Origin of the sequence: Bradyrhizobium sp. WSM471 (genome assembly GCF_000244915.1) — a bacterium.
In the GTDB taxonomy this organism is placed as follows: domain Bacteria; phylum Pseudomonadota; class Alphaproteobacteria; order Rhizobiales; family Xanthobacteraceae; genus Bradyrhizobium.
Genome location: NZ_CM001442.1, coordinates 5,581,831 through 5,595,263 on the forward strand (window position 1 = coordinate 5,581,831; position 13,433 = coordinate 5,595,263).

Here is a 13,433-nt window from a genome sequence, read left to right on the forward strand (position 1 = left end):
GAGACGACCGCTCCGCGGTCTCCTCAGGATGAGGCTAATCAGCATCGGGGCCGATTGAAGCTGCTGCCGCGCACGCCTTCCTCATCCTGAGGAGCCCGCCAAAGCGGGCGTCTCGAAGGATGGCCACAGGGAAACTGCTCTCAGGCCACCAGCTCGGCGAACAGATCGGCGTCGACATTGCCGCCCGAGAGCACAATGACGACGTTCTTGCCGGCAACATCAAGTCGCCCCGCAAGCAGCGCGGCCAGGCCGACCGCTCCGCCCGGCTCGACCACGAGCTTCAGCTCGCGATAGGCAAAGGCGACGGCCGCGCCGACTTCCTTGTCCGACGCGGTCACGCCGCGCGCGAGCAGCTTGCTGTTGATTGCAAAGGTCATCTCGCCGGGGATCAGGGCCATCAGCGCATCGCAGATGGTGCGGCCGGCGGGTGCGTGCGGCTCGCGGTGGCCCGCGGTCAGCGACAGGCCGTGATCGTCGAACGCTTCGGGCTCGGCCACGACGATTTGGGCCAGCGGAAAGCGTGCCTTTACGGCCGTCGCGACGCCCGCGATCAGGCCGCCGCCGGAGGCCGGCGCTACCACGATATCTGGGGCGAGACCAAGTGCCGCCATGTCCTCGGCGATCTCGCGGCCGGCCGTGCCTTGGCCGGCGATCACGAAGGGATCGTCATAGGGCCTGACCAGCGTCGCGCCGCGCTTCTCGGCGATACCGCGCGAGATCGCCTCGCGGTCGTCGCGGTCGCGGTCGTACAGCACGACCTCGGCACCGTAGGATTTGGTGCGCTCGCGCTTCGACAACGGCGCATCCGCAGGCATCACGATGGTCGCCTGCATGTCGAGGATCTTGGCCGCCGCCGCCACGCCCTGGGCGTGGTTGCCGGAGGAGAACGCGACTACGCCGCCGGCGCGCTTGTCCTGCGGGATCGAGGCGACCTTGTTGAAGGCACCGCGGAACTTGAACGAACCGGTGCGCTGGAGCATCTCCGGCTTGAGATAGACCTTTGCGCCGACGCGTTCGTTGAGCACGGGAAAGGACAGCAGCGGCGTGCGGACGGCGAAGGGTGCGATCACGCGTGCTGCGGCATCGATATCGGCAGGGCCGATCGGGAGGAGCTGTTCTGTCATGCCCGATGTTATCGCGGCGGATGAGGCGCGGGCAAGGCATGTCTGCGCGAGCGCTTCTTCCCCTCAGGCGACGAATCGCGCCGGTTCTGCCCCGTTCCGGCCCGGCAGCACCGCATCGACCGCCAAAATGCTGTCGATAAAGGCCCGGGCCGAGGCTTCCCAGGTGTAGTTGGCGGCGAATTCGACGCAGTCCTGCCGGGAGATGTCCAGCGCGGCGAAGCAGGCACCGCGCAGATCGTGATCGAGCGCGCCGACCGGGGCATCGCCGATCACGTCGCGGGGGCCCTTCACCGGGAAGGCCGCGACCGGCAGGCCGCTCGCCAGCGCTTCGAGCAGAACGAGGCCGAACGTGTCGGTCTTGCTCGGAAACACGAAGACGTCAGCGGCCGCATAGATGTCCGCCAGCTCCTCGCCGTGCTTTTCGCCGAGGAAGATCGCGTCCGGATAGGCCTCCTCCAGCGCGACACGCGCCGGACCGTCGCCGACAATCACCTTGGTGCCGGGCAGGTCGAGGTCGAGGAACGCCTCGAGATTCTTCTCCACCGCGACCCGGCCGACCGAGAGGAACACCGGTGCCGGCAGGCAGAGATCGATCGCGCGGGGATGGAACAAATGGGTGTCGACGCCGCGCGGCCACAGCACGACATTGTCGAAGCCGCGCTCGGTCAGCTCGCTGGCGAGCGCCGGCGTTGCCGCCATCACGGCGCGGCTGGGGCTGTGAAATCGGCGCAGCGCCCGCCAGATCAGCGAGCCCGGCACCGGCACGCGGGCGCGGACATATTCGGGAAAGCGGGTGTGGAAGCTGGTCGTGAAGGGCAGCTTGCGCTGGCGGCAATAACGCCGAACCATCAGGCCGATCGGACCCTCCGTCGCGATGTGGATGCTGTCCGGGTGCGCCTCTTCGATCAGCTTTGCGATTCTGCCCGGCCGCGGCATGGCCAGCCGCACGTCACGGTAGCTCGGCATCGCAAAGGTGCGGAACGATTGCGGCGTCAGGAACGAGAATTCGACGTCGAGGCTTTTGGCACCGTCAGCAAGTTTGGTCAGCGTCCGAACCACACCGTTGACTTGCGGGTGCCAGGCGTCGGTCGCGACCAGGATGCGCATCAGGCTGCCTTTGTCATGCAGCTCTGGCTGCAACCTGCGGGACCTGTGCCGGCTTCTCGGCCTGGTCCGCCCAGGTGATGATCTCGAAACGGCCATCGTCGTGCTCGACCAGCGCCGTGCAGCTCTCGACCCAGTCGCCGCAATTCATGTAGCGGATGCCGCCCTCGTCGCGGATCACCGCGTAGTGGATGTGACCGCAGATCACGCCGTCGGCGTCGTGGCGCCGCGCCTCGGCGGCGAGCGCCTGCTCGAACGCGCCGATATAGTTCACCGCATTCTTCACCTTCTGCTTGGCCCATTGCGACAGCGACCAATAGGGCACCTTGAACATGCGCCGGAAGAAGTTGACGAAGCGATTCAGCTGGATCGCGAAATCGTAGGCCTTGTCGCCGAGATGGGCGAGCCAGCGTGCGTTCTGCACCACGAGGTCGAAGATGTCGCCGTGGATGACGAGATAGCGCTTGCCGTCAGCGCCGGAGTGGACGGTGTTCTCGACCACGTCGATGCCGCCGAAATGCGTGCCGTAATAGTTGCGCAGGAACTCGTCGTGATTACCGGGGATGTAGATCACCTTGGCGCCCTTGCGCGCCTTGCGCAAAAGCTTCTGGACCAGGTCGTTATGCGATTGCGGCCAATGCCAGCTCGATTTCAGCGCCCAGCCGTCGACGATATCGCCGACGAGATAGATCGTGTCGGCATCATGGAAACGCAGGAAGTCGAGCAGAAGGTCGGCTTGAGAACCGCGGGCTCCGAGATGAACGTCGGAGATGAACAACGTGCGAAAGCGCCGCTCCGGGCTCTCGTCACTCACATCGTAACTTCCCATGCGCCAGCCTGTAACAATGTCCCGTGACAGGGGGATGACCAATTGAACCTTTGAGGCACCTTCGGATACGAATCGCGCTTGCCTCGCCCACCCCGCGAATATCAGTCGCATGCGACAATCAGGCGACATGGCGTCGCAGCGGCCTCCGCAAGAACCCGGAACCGCGGCGCGCTCGCGAGCGGCGTCAGTAGAATTTGTGGAAATGATGGATCGGGCCGTGGCCGTGGCCGACGCTGAAGCGGTCGGCGGCGGCGATCGCCGCGCTGATCCAGGTCTTGGCGTTGCGCACGGCGCGCTCGAGATCCTCGCCTCGGGCGAGCCCCGCGGCAACCGCCGAGGACAGCGAGCAGCCGGTGCCATGGGTATTGCGAGTGGCAACGCGCGGCGCGGCGAGCGCGATCGTGGTGCTGGCATCGACGAGATAGTCGATGCTCTCGGCGCCCTCGCCGTGCCCGCCCTTGATCAGGACCGCCCGGCAGCCGAGCGCCAGCAGCCGGCGCCCCTGGCTTTCGATCTCGGCCTCGCTGGCCGCGACCGGTTCGCCGAGCAGAGCCGCGGCCTCGGGCAGATTGGGTGTGATCACCGAAGCCAGCGGCATCAGTTTAATGCGCAGGGCGTCGACAGCTTCGGACGCGAGCAGGCGATCGCCCGATGTCGCCACCATCACGGGATCGAGCACGATATGCCGGGGCGCCCAGCGCGACAGCGCGGCCGCGATCGCATCGATGCTGGCGGCTTGCGCCACCATGCCGATCTTGACCGCGCCGACCTCGAGATCGGAGAACACCGCGTCGATCTGCGCGGTGACGAATTCGGCGGGCACCGCGTGAATGCCGGTGACGCCGCAGGTGTTCTGCGCCGTCAGCGCCGTGATGGCGGACGCGCCAAAAACGCCGAGCGCGGCAAAGGTCTTCAGGTCGGCCTGGATGCCGGCGCCGCCGCTCGAATCGGAGCCGGCAATGGTCAGCGCGACGGGCGTCGTCATGGGGCGATTTTCCGCGTTTTCGAAGCCATGGCCCGTCCTAGCGCGCCTCCCCCAGCCCAGCAAGTTCGCTTGCTAAATCCGGCCGGGTTTGGCCTATTAGCCGTCAGATATGCTTTCGGAGTGACCGCGATGGTTCCCTTTTTCGTCCAGATCAAATGCAAGCTCGGTCAATCCTATGTGGTCGCCAATGCGCTTGCCGAAGCCGAGATCGCCTCCGAGATCTATTCCACGGCCGGGCAATACGACCTGCTGGTGAAGTTCTACGTCGACAACGACACCGATATCGGCCACTTCGTCAACGAGAAGGTGCAGGTGCTGCCCGGGATCCAGGACACCCTCACCATCATCACCTTCAAGGCGTTTGGCGCGAGTTGATCGTCCGGAAAGGAGCGGGCCTGATCAGGCGCCGCCCTCCTTGCGCTTGGGACGCGGCGGACCGTCCACCGGCGGCAGCGATTTGAGATAGTCCGCCATCGCCGCGAGATCGTCGTCCGGCAATTGCGAGGTGTTCTTGATCACCCGCGTCATCGCGCCGCCGACGCTGTCGCCGTCGGGCAATTCGCCGGTCTTCAGGAAATAGGCAATATCCTTCGCGCTCCACTCGCCAAGGCCCTTCTGGGTGATGTTGGGCACCCACCCCTCGCCTTCCGGATTGGGTCCGCCGGCGAAGCGTTGTCCGGCGATGATGCCGCCAAGCGCATTGCGCGGGCTGTGGCATTCCGCGCAATGGCCAAAACTGTTGACGAGATAGGCGCCGCGATTCCACTGCGGCGACTTCGCGCTGTCGGCGACGAAGGGCTTGCCGTCCAGAAATAAGAATTTCCAGATGCCGACGTTGCGGCGGATATTGAACGGAAAGCGCACGTCGTGGTCGCGCACCTTGCCTGCAACGGCCGGTAGCGTTTTCAGGTACGCAAAGAGATCGAGCACGTCCTCGCGCCTGGCGTGCTGATAGGACGTGTAGGGAAAGGCCGGAAAATAATGCCGTCCCTCCGGCGAGACCCCGTGCATCACCGCGTTGACGAATTCGGCCTGGCTCCATTTGCCGATGCCGTCGGTCGGATCGGACGAGATGTTCGGCGCGTAGAACGTTCCGAACGGCGACTTGATCGCGACGCCGCCGCCGAGCCTGAGACGATCGGGCTGGTCGGGGACGGCATGGCATGAGGCGCAGCCGCCGGCGTTGAACATCACCTCGCCATTGGCAAGATCAGGGACGCGGGCAGGCGCGATGCCGGCGGCCGCCACCACCGGCGCGCTGAGCCACCAATAGACGCCGGCTGCGGCGAGTGCGGCGAGCAGCGCCACGGAGATTGTTCGTCGCAATATGCGGTCCTTTCGTCGTCGCGGCGAAGCTTATGACCGATGTCCTCGCGGCTCCAGCCACGAAGAATTTAGCCCACCGCGGCCTGAAACGGGAATAAACTGAAATGCCGGCTGTTGGAAGTTTGGCGGCCCAAACGGGTTCAGCAGGGAGAAAAATCATGAACAAGATCGTCATCGCGATGTCATTGCTTGGCGCCGTTGCTCTTGCAGGTTCGGCCAGCGCGGAAAAGCTGAAAGCAACGCTCGACGCCAAGTCCGAGGTCCCCGCAACGACCAGCAGCGGCACCGGAACGGCTGATCTGGATTACGACGCCGCCAGCAAGAAGCTGTCCTGGAAGGTCACCTATTCCGGTCTGTCCGGCCCCGCCACCGCCGCGCATTTCCACGGACCTGCCGAACCCGGCAAGAACGCCGGCGTTGCGATCCCGATTCCCGGCGCAGCCACCAGCCCGGCCGAGGGCTCGGCGACACTGACCGACGCGCAGGCGGCCGATCTGCTCGGCGGCAAGCTCTACGTCAACATCCACACCGCGGCCAATCCGGGCGGCGAGATCCGCGGTCAGGTGATGAAGTAACCTTCGCACAGACCAGCAAAAAGGGCGGCTGCCATCGCAGCCGCCCTTTTCGATTCCGCGTACGCTGGCGCAGGCGTCACACCTCAGGTTCGGCCGCGTTCAGCGCCTGTGCGAGGTCGGCGATCAAATCCGACGGGTGTTCGATGCCGATCGACAGCCGGATCGTGGAATCGAGCACGCCGATCTTCCGGCGGATGTCGGCGGGAACGCCGGAATGGGTCATGGTGGCAGGCAGGCTCGCAAGCGACTCCGTTCCACCAAGACTCACCGCCAGCTTGAGGATTTGCAGCGCGTTGAGGAACTTCATGGCGGCGGCCTTACCGCCGACGATGTCGAACGAGAACGTGGACCCCGCCCCTGTGCATTGCCGCGCAAACACACGTCCGTCCGGCGACGCGGCGTCGTGATGACCGAGATAGTGCACCTTGGCCACCCTGGGGTGATCGCGCAGATAGTCCGCCACGAGGCGCGCATTCGCGTCGGCCTTTTCCATGCGCAGGCTCAGCGTCTCCAGCGATCGGTTGATCATCCAACAGGAATGCGGATCGAGCTGCGTGCCGATGGCGCCCCGTAGCGCCTTGATGCCTTTCACGACCGCTTTGGCGCCGAGCGCGGCGCCCGCGATCAGATCGGAATGACCGCCGACATATTTCGTGAGCGAGTACAGGGAAATATCCGCGCCATGCTCGATCGGCCGCTGAAACACCGGTCCGAGCAGCGTATTGTCGCAGGCGATGATCGGAACGTGGCCTTGGGTCTTTCCGATCGTCTCGGCGACACGCCGCATCATGGCGATGTCGACCAGCCCGTTGGTCGGGTTGGCCGGAGTTTCGATCAGGATCATCGAGACCCTTCCCTTGCGCATGGCCTCCTCGGCGGCCTGGCTGACCACGGCTTCATCGACGCCATCGGCGAAGCCGACGGCGCCGATCGACAGACGCGCAAGCGTATTCGTCAGCAGCGTTTCCGTCCCGCCGTAGAGCGGCTGCGAGTGCAGAATGACATCGCCGGGGCGGACGAACGCCAGGATCGTGGTCGCGATGGCCGCCATGCCGGACGAGAACAGCGCACAGCTCTCGGTGCGCTCGTAGATCGCGAGCCTGTCCTCGACGATTTCGCTGTTGGGGTGATTGAAGCGCGAATAGACCAGGCCCGCGCCCATCCCTTCCGGCGGCTCGCGCCGGCCGGAGACGAAATCGAAGAAGTCCTGTCCGTCCTCGGCCGTCTTGAATACGAAGGTCGAGGTCAGGAACACCGGCGGCTTGACCGCGCCTTCCGACAATTGCGGATCGTAGCCATAGGTCAGCATCAGCGTTTCCGGATGCAGCATATGGTTGCCGATGTGCGTCTTCGACGGGAACGGTTTGACCATGGCTTGTCTCGCTGTTGCTGATTGAGCTGCTCGCCGCGGGTTGGAACTCCTGATGTCGCAACGCAGTCAGGAGCAAGATGCGTCAGCGTCAAAAGCTCACGCCCATGCCGCGGCGGCTGGAGCCAAGATAGCTGCTCCGCCAGCAATCCGTCAGGCCTTGCGAACAGAATTTCCTGCGCTACGCGCCGACATGAAAAAAGCGGCTGCTGTCGCAACCGCCTTTTCCCGATTCCCAGAATCTTTTTCTTCCGTCAGCCGTTCTTCACGCGAAACGTCTCGTGGCAGCCGCCGCATTCCTTGCCGATCGCGGGGAAATTCGCCTTGAGCGAGTCGATATCCTTGATCTTGCCCTTGGCCTCGCCAACGACCTTGGCGAAGCTCGCGACCTTGGCATCGAACCCGGCCTTGTCCTCCCAGACCTTCGGCGAGGCGCTGTAGTCGCCCTCGGGCTTCATGCCCTTTGCGCTCGCGGGAAACAGGTTCGGCAGCTTCTTGGCGGTGTCCTCGAACTGCGCCAGCGCGCTGTCCACCGTGGCCTGATCGTAGGGCTTCTCGCCCTTGACGATCGCCGCCACCGCGCCGGCGTTCTTGCCGTTGGCCTTCATCAGCATCTGGACCTCCTTGACGGAGTCCTGCTGCGCCCAAACCGCGCCCATACCCAGCAAAAGCGCGCCCCCAACAACCAACACTCGCTTCATTCGCGAAATCCCTTTCGTTGATACAGGATCGTGCCGACCCCTCAATGGGGCCAACACCGCCCGGCAGATTTCATTCCCGTGGAAGATTGTCACAGGCTGTGACGGCGATGGTGCTCGTTGACGGCGATCCACACCCGCTCCGGGGTTGCCGGCATGTCGATATGGTCGATCTTGTACTCGCGCCAGAGCCCGTCAACGATGGCGTTGACGACGGCCGGGCAGGACCCGATCGCACCGGCCTCGCCCGCGCCCTTCACCCCCAACGGATTGGTCTTGCAGGGAACGTTGGCCGTCTCGAACACGAAGGCCGGCCCGTCCGCCGCGCGTGGCAGCGCGTAGTCCATGAAGGTCGCGGTGACGAGCTGGCCGTCGCCCGCGCCATAGACCACCTGCTCCATCAACGCCTGCCCGATGCCCTGCATGGCGCCGCCATGGACTTGGCCGGCCAGCAGCAGCGGATTGAGCGTCATGCCGAAATCGTCCACGATCACGTAATTGACGATCTTGATGATGCCGGTGGCCGGATCGATCTCGACCTCCGCGACATGGGTGCCGTTCGGATAGGTGCCGTCGGCGCTGGCGAAGGTCGCGCTCGCATTGAGCTTCGACGGATCGACGCCGGGACGCTTGGCGAGATCGGCGAACGAGATCGAACGGTCGGTGCCGGCGATGCGCACCAGGCCATCGGTAATCTCGAGGTCGCCGGCACTGGCTTCCAGCGCCTGCGCGGCGATCTCCTTGAGCCGCGCGCCGAGCTCGCGGGTCGCACGCTCGACGCTGACACCGCCTGACGGGATCGAAGCCGAGCCGCCCGTCCCGAGGCCCGTGGCGATCATGTCGGTGTCGCCCTGGTGGACGTGCACGCGCTCGGGCGCCACGCCGAACTGCTCGGCAACGATCTGCGCATAGGCGGTCTGATGGCCCTGCCCGCTCGACTGGGTGCCGATCAGGACGGTGATATCGCCATTGGGGTCCATCCGCACATTGGCGGTCTCCTCGCCCATGGTGCCGCAGACCTCGACATAGCTCGCAAGTCCGATGCCGCGGATCAGGCCGTTCTTCTTGGCCGCCTTGGCGCGCTTGCCAAACTCCTTCCACTCGGCGATCTCCATCGCGCGCTTCAGATGCGCGGCGAAGTCGCCGGAATCGTAGACCTTGCCGGTCGCGGTCTTGTAGGGCAGCGCCTTCGGCTGGATGAAATTCTTGCGGCGGATGGCATCCACCGTCATGTCGAGTTTCCGCGCGCAGGCATCCACAAGACGTTCGATGACGTAAGCAGCCTCGGGTCGCCCCGCACCGCGATAGGCATCGACCGGCACGCTGTTGGTGAAGATGGTGCGCACCCGGCAGTGGAACGCCTGGATGTCGTAGAGGCCCGGCAGCATGCCGGCGCCGCCATGCGGGATATAGGGTCCGAAGGTCGACAGATACGCGCCCATGTCGCCCATCAGGTCGCAATCCATCGCGAGGAACTTGCCGTCCTCGGCCAGCGCCATCTTCGCGGTGGTGACGTTGTCGCGGCCCTGCGCGTCGCCCATGAAATGCTCGGTGCGGTCGGCCGCCCATTTCACCGCCTTCTTCAGCTTTCGCGCGGCGACTGCCAAAAGGGCGTATTCCCGATAGGGAAACAGCTTCGTGCCGAAGCCGCCGCCGACGTCGGGGCAGATCACCCGCATCTTGTCGGTCGGGATGTTGAGCACGTTCTGACAGAGGATGTCGCGCAGGCGATGGCTGCCCTGGCTGCCGACCGTCAGCGTCAGATGGTCGCGCTTGGCGTCGTATTCGCACACTGCCGCGCGCGTCTCCATGAAGTTCGCGACCACGCGCGGATTGACGATCGAGATCTCGGCCACCGCATGCGCTTTGGCAAACGCCGCTTCGGTCGCTTTCTTGTCGCCGATCGAGACGTCGAACAGGACGTTGCCGGGCTTGTCCGGCCAGACCAAGGCTGCGCCCTTCTTCACGGCGTTGACGACGCCGGTCACTGCCGGCAGCGGGCTCCATTTGACCTCGATCGCCTCGATCGCGTCGCGGGCCTGGTCGATGGTTTCGGCGACGACGAAGGCGATGGAATCGCCGACATGGCGCACTTCGTCCTTGGCGAGGATCGGGTAAGGCGGCCCGGTGAAGGGATCTGTCTCGAGATTGAACAGGCAGGGCAGATTGCCGAGATCCCCAACGTCATCGGCGGTCAGGATCAGCGCGACGCCGGGAAGGGTGCGGGCACGGCTCGCATCAATGGTGTATTTGGCATGCGCATGCGGCGAGCGCAGCATCAGGCAGCGCAAAGCGGCCTGCGGCGCATAATCGTCGGTATAGCGGCCCTTGCCGCGAATGAGCGCGTCATCCTCCTTGCGCAACACACTTTGGCCGACGCCGAACTTGATTGGGGCTGCCATTTTCTCATCCCGTTTCGCATGGTTGTTTTGCCGGCATATTGCCGTGGAAAAACTGGCAAGGCAAACGGGTTTAGGCGGTGGCACGTGATTGCAGGCAGGGGAACGCGCCGCGCCCGGTCACCCACCGGACTATCGCATATGGCAACCAGTGACCGTAGAACGAACTCGGCCTGCATGGTTCGAGACGCCCGCTTTGGCGGGCTCCTCACCATGAGGGTTTAACATCTCGCCGCAAAACGCGACCTCATCCTGAGGGCCCGCCATAGGCGGGCGTCTCGAAGGATGGGCCGCGAAGAAGCAGTCAGCCAAGCTCCTCAAAACCTACATCCCTCCGCGGCTCCATAGATAGGTTGCGCTATTTCTCAACGTATCGATCGCTCGCTGAGGCGAGATATAGTCGACCTCGCCACGCGTCAGACCGATATCCATCAGCTCCCTGTCACTCAGGTCCTGCAAGGCGATTTGTGGACCCTGCCGCCAGCGCCAGTCCTGGAGCACACGCCAGTATTGCGCGAGCAAGCCTGGGATGCTGCGCGTCGATGCAAGTTCGAGGGTGAGCCCCTCGGCCTCGGATGTGATGTTCGTCTGTTGGGGTGGCATCGGACGCTCCTGCTGTTGTGCCGGCAGGGAAGCGTGGCCAAACAAAAGGCCCCGTCCGATGCCGGCGGGGCCTGGTGAAAAGATGTCGTCGTCGAATTCTTTAGCGCGCGACTCCTTCCACGGCCCAGCCGAAGCGGGTCATGTGGTTGCGGTTGAGTTTGCGCACTGATTTGATCATGCGACGCGATTACCACAGCAATCGCGCAAAATCAAGAGATGTGTAGAGTTCGCTGCATCCTGGAGGCGAGTCCCTACCTGAGGGTGCCGGGCGCCGAAGCCGACGACGCCCGTCAACGCCTTCACGACTTCTTCTTCGCTTCCACGTATCGTGCGAAGTTGTCGAGGATGGCCTGCCAACCGCCTTGCTGCTGCTCGACCGAGTGCGTCGATTCGCCATCGAAGACAACCCGGACCAGAACGCCCTTCGGGCCGGGCACAAACTCGACTTCGGCTTTTCGCTCGCCGAACGCGTACTCGATCCGCTTGTGCTCGATGATTTTCGTGTAGGTACCGGCGAAGTCAAAGCCCATGCTGCCGTCCTTGGCCTCCATGCGCGATGAGAAGACACCGCCTTCTCGCAGGTCGACGGTCGCCTTGGTCGTATGCCAGTCGTCGGACGCGGCGTTCCACTTCATGATGTCGGCGGGCGTCGTGTAAGCGCGCCAGACCTGATCGATGGGGGCTGCGACGTTGGTTTCGACGGTGATCCTCATAAACAGTGCTCCTGGTTCGATTTTTGCCGGCTCGAGGTGACGGCATCACGTCAATTGTGCAGGGTCCATCCACCGCACTTCCGAGATGTGTCCATCCAAGGACGATCGAGATTGGCCCGTGCCGACAAGGTCGAGCCGTCCATGCGTTGAAAATATGAAAAAGCTAGCCGCGCACCAGCGAGACCAGCCAGCGGCGGCCGAACAGCACAAGGATGGCGAGCGCATAGACGATGGTGCCCCCGCCGGCCAGCAGAAGCAGCGTCAATTCGTCCCGGAAGTGCATCGAGCCCAACGAAGGACCGCCAAAGCGCGCGATCAGCCAGAAGGCGGCGGCCAGGATGAGCCCCGTCACCAGGAATTTGACGAGCGACAACAGCCAGGCGCGGTCCAGCACGAGAAAACCTCGCCGCACCGCGAAGAACAGCACCAGCAGCAGGTTGGTCCAGACACCGACGGCCGTTGCCAACGCAAGGCCGATCTGGGCCAGCGATCCCATCAAGGCGACCTTGAGGGCGACGTTGACCGCGATGCCGGTCAGCGACGCCCGCACCGGCGTCGCCGTGTCCTTGCGCGCATAAAACGTCGCGACGGCACTGCGGATCAGCACGAAGGGGATCAGACCGATGGCATAGGCCGCGAGCGTGGCGCCGGCGGCGGCGGCATCGGTTTTCGAGAATGCCCCGCGGGCGAACAGCGCGCGCATGATTGCGTCGGGCACGGTGAGGAAGGCGGCGACGAATGGCACCGAGAACAGCAGCGTGAAATCGAACGCACGGCGCTGCGCCTTCATCGCGCCATCATGATCGTTCGCCGTGATCCGCCGCGACATCTCCGGCAGCAGCACCGTGCCGACGGCAATGCCGATCACGCCGATCGGGAGCTGGTTGAGGCGGTCGGCATAGTAAAGCGCCGACAGGGCGCCGGCGGGCAGGAAAGTCGCGATGATGGTGTCGGCAAACAGCGCGAGCTGCGTGCCCATCGAGCCCAGCGTCGCCGGCCCGAGTGCCCTGAAGAATGCGCGGACGTCTTCGTCGAGCTTGAGCGGCGCAAAGCGCGGCAGGCCGCCATGGCGGGCGAGATCGCCGGCGAGCAGGACATATTGCAGGAAGCCGGAGATCAGGACACCCCAGGCGGCGGCGTGGCCCGCGCTGGGAAACCAGGCGGCAAGCGCCAGCGTCATCATCATCGAGATGTTGAGGAAGATCGACGCGGCTGCGGCGCTGGCGAAGCGCTGCATCACGTTGAGCATGCCGCCATAGAGCGTCACCAGCGTGATCAGCAGCAGATAGGGAAAGGTGATCCGGGTCAGCTCGATCGCGAGCTTGCGTTGCTCGGCGTCCTCGGAAAATCCGGGCGCCAAAATGCTCATGGCCTGCGGCATGAACAGCCAGGCGACGATCAGCAGCACCACCTGGGAGGCCAGCAGCAGCGTGAAGATGCGGTCGGCGAACAATCTTGCCGCCCCCTCCCCGCGCTCGCCATGGACATGCGCATAGGCCGGCACCCAGGCTGCGTTGAAGGCCCCCTCGGCGAAGATCGCACGGAAATGGTTGGGCAGCCGCAGCGCCACGAAAAAGGCGTCGGCCACCGGGCCGGCGCCGAGGATCGCCGCAAGCATGATGTCGCGGGCAAATCCCGTCAGCCGCGAAAGCAGCGTGTAACCACCAACCGTGAAGATACGTCCGAGCATGCGTCTGTTTTAGAGACT

The 13,433-nt window shown here is 64.4% G+C and carries 13 protein-coding genes; 2 read left to right on the plus strand and 11 right to left on the minus strand.

The genetic code is table 11. The features are described from left to right. Positions 1-140: 140 nt before the first annotated feature. From BRA471DRAFT_RS25355 to thiD, 4 genes are all read right to left on the minus strand, one after another. Complete coding sequence (locus BRA471DRAFT_RS25355; RefSeq protein ID WP_007612414.1) at positions 141-1,124, minus strand: threonine/serine dehydratase; 984 nt, start codon at positions 1,122-1,124, stop codon at positions 141-143. Positions 1,125-1,187: 63 nt separating this feature from the next. Then, the gene (locus BRA471DRAFT_RS25360; RefSeq protein WP_007612417.1) at positions 1,188-2,231 is read right to left on the minus strand and encodes a glycosyltransferase family 1 protein; all 1,044 of its coding nucleotides are present in this window, start codon (positions 2,229-2,231) and stop codon (positions 1,188-1,190) included. A 13-nt stretch (positions 2,232-2,244) separates the two neighbouring features. Next, positions 2,245-3,057, minus strand: coding sequence for a UDP-2,3-diacylglucosamine diphosphatase (locus BRA471DRAFT_RS25365; protein ID WP_007612418.1), 813 nt, complete (start codon positions 3,055-3,057; stop codon positions 2,245-2,247). A gap of 184 nt (positions 3,058-3,241) precedes the next feature. Next, positions 3,242-4,042 (minus strand): bifunctional hydroxymethylpyrimidine kinase/phosphomethylpyrimidine kinase, encoded by an 801-nt coding sequence (gene thiD / locus BRA471DRAFT_RS25370; RefSeq protein WP_007612420.1) that lies wholly within the window; start codon positions 4,040-4,042, stop codon positions 3,242-3,244. Positions 4,043-4,171: 129 nt separating this feature from the next. On the opposite strand from thiD, the gene BRA471DRAFT_RS25375 reads away from it, so the two are divergent. Then, on the plus strand, positions 4,172-4,417 hold the full coding sequence (locus BRA471DRAFT_RS25375; protein ID WP_007602021.1) for an Lrp/AsnC family transcriptional regulator: 246 nt from the start codon (positions 4,172-4,174) through the stop codon (positions 4,415-4,417). A gap of 24 nt (positions 4,418-4,441) precedes the next feature. Here BRA471DRAFT_RS25375 and BRA471DRAFT_RS25380 read toward each other — a convergent pair whose 3' ends face one another. Next, entirely contained in the window at positions 4,442-5,371 is a 930-nt protein-coding gene (locus tag BRA471DRAFT_RS25380; RefSeq protein ID WP_035974230.1) for a cytochrome c, read from the minus strand. A 155-nt stretch (positions 5,372-5,526) separates the two neighbouring features. Between BRA471DRAFT_RS25380 and BRA471DRAFT_RS25385 the strand changes: the two genes are divergently transcribed. Next, positions 5,527-5,943, plus strand: coding sequence for a CHRD domain-containing protein (locus BRA471DRAFT_RS25385; RefSeq protein WP_007612424.1), 417 nt, complete (start codon positions 5,527-5,529; stop codon positions 5,941-5,943). 76 nt (positions 5,944-6,019) lie between these two features. On the opposite strand, the gene BRA471DRAFT_RS25390 is transcribed toward BRA471DRAFT_RS25385, so the two are convergent. From BRA471DRAFT_RS25390 to murJ, 6 genes are all read right to left on the minus strand, one after another. Then, entirely contained in the window at positions 6,020-7,315 is a 1,296-nt protein-coding gene (locus tag BRA471DRAFT_RS25390) for a cystathionine gamma-synthase family protein (protein WP_007612426.1), read from the minus strand. A gap of 251 nt (positions 7,316-7,566) precedes the next feature. Further along, positions 7,567-8,013 carry a cytochrome c gene (locus BRA471DRAFT_RS25395; protein ID WP_007612428.1) on the minus strand — a complete coding sequence of 149 codons (447 nt, stop codon included), beginning with the start codon at positions 8,011-8,013 and terminating at the stop codon, positions 7,567-7,569. An 89-nt stretch (positions 8,014-8,102) separates the two neighbouring features. After that, entirely contained in the window at positions 8,103-10,412 is a 2,310-nt protein-coding gene (locus BRA471DRAFT_RS25400) for a xanthine dehydrogenase family protein molybdopterin-binding subunit (protein ID WP_007612442.1), read from the minus strand. Between the two features lie 321 nt (positions 10,413-10,733). Beyond that, a complete protein-coding gene (locus BRA471DRAFT_RS25405; RefSeq protein ID WP_007612443.1) occupies positions 10,734-11,012 on the minus strand; it encodes a DUF1127 domain-containing protein in 279 nt (92 codons plus the stop codon). Positions 11,013-11,311: 299 nt separating this feature from the next. Next, the gene (locus BRA471DRAFT_RS25410) at positions 11,312-11,725 is read right to left on the minus strand and encodes an SRPBCC family protein (protein ID WP_007612451.1); all 414 of its coding nucleotides are present in this window, start codon (positions 11,723-11,725) and stop codon (positions 11,312-11,314) included. A 163-nt stretch (positions 11,726-11,888) separates the two neighbouring features. Next, a complete protein-coding gene (murJ, locus tag BRA471DRAFT_RS25415; protein ID WP_007612453.1) occupies positions 11,889-13,415 on the minus strand; it encodes a murein biosynthesis integral membrane protein MurJ in 1,527 nt (508 codons plus the stop codon). Positions 13,416-13,433: the final 18 nt, after the last annotated feature.

Bases quoted from the DNA above. Each gene is read 5' to 3' on its own strand.
- thiD (WP_007612420.1), bottom strand. From the start codon at position 4,042: ATGACGACGCCCGTCGCGCTGACCATTGCCGGCTCCGATTCGAGCGGC.
- BRA471DRAFT_RS25375 (WP_007602021.1), top strand. From the start codon at position 4,172: ATGGTTCCCTTTTTCGTCCAGATCAAATGCAAGCTCGGTCAATCCTAT.
- murJ (WP_007612453.1), bottom strand. From the start codon at position 13,415: ATGCTCGGACGTATCTTCACGGTTGGTGGTTACACGCTGCTTTCGCGG.
- BRA471DRAFT_RS25400 (WP_007612442.1), bottom strand. From the start codon at position 10,412: ATGGCAGCCCCAATCAAGTTCGGCGTCGGCCAAAGTGTGTTGCGCAAG.
- BRA471DRAFT_RS25360 (WP_007612417.1), bottom strand. From the start codon at position 2,231: ATGCGCATCCTGGTCGCGACCGACGCCTGGCACCCGCAAGTCAACGGT.
- BRA471DRAFT_RS25395 (WP_007612428.1), bottom strand. From the start codon at position 8,013: ATGAAGCGAGTGTTGGTTGTTGGGGGCGCGCTTTTGCTGGGTATGGGC.
- BRA471DRAFT_RS25385 (WP_007612424.1), top strand. From the start codon at position 5,527: ATGAACAAGATCGTCATCGCGATGTCATTGCTTGGCGCCGTTGCTCTT.
- BRA471DRAFT_RS25390 (WP_007612426.1), bottom strand. From the start codon at position 7,315: ATGGTCAAACCGTTCCCGTCGAAGACGCACATCGGCAACCATATGCTG.
- BRA471DRAFT_RS25365 (WP_007612418.1), bottom strand. From the start codon at position 3,057: ATGGGAAGTTACGATGTGAGTGACGAGAGCCCGGAGCGGCGCTTTCGC.
- BRA471DRAFT_RS25410 (WP_007612451.1), bottom strand. From the start codon at position 11,725: ATGAGGATCACCGTCGAAACCAACGTCGCAGCCCCCATCGATCAGGTC.
- BRA471DRAFT_RS25405 (WP_007612443.1), bottom strand. From the start codon at position 11,012: ATGCCACCCCAACAGACGAACATCACATCCGAGGCCGAGGGGCTCACC.
- BRA471DRAFT_RS25355 (WP_007612414.1), bottom strand. From the start codon at position 1,124: ATGACAGAACAGCTCCTCCCGATCGGCCCTGCCGATATCGATGCCGCA.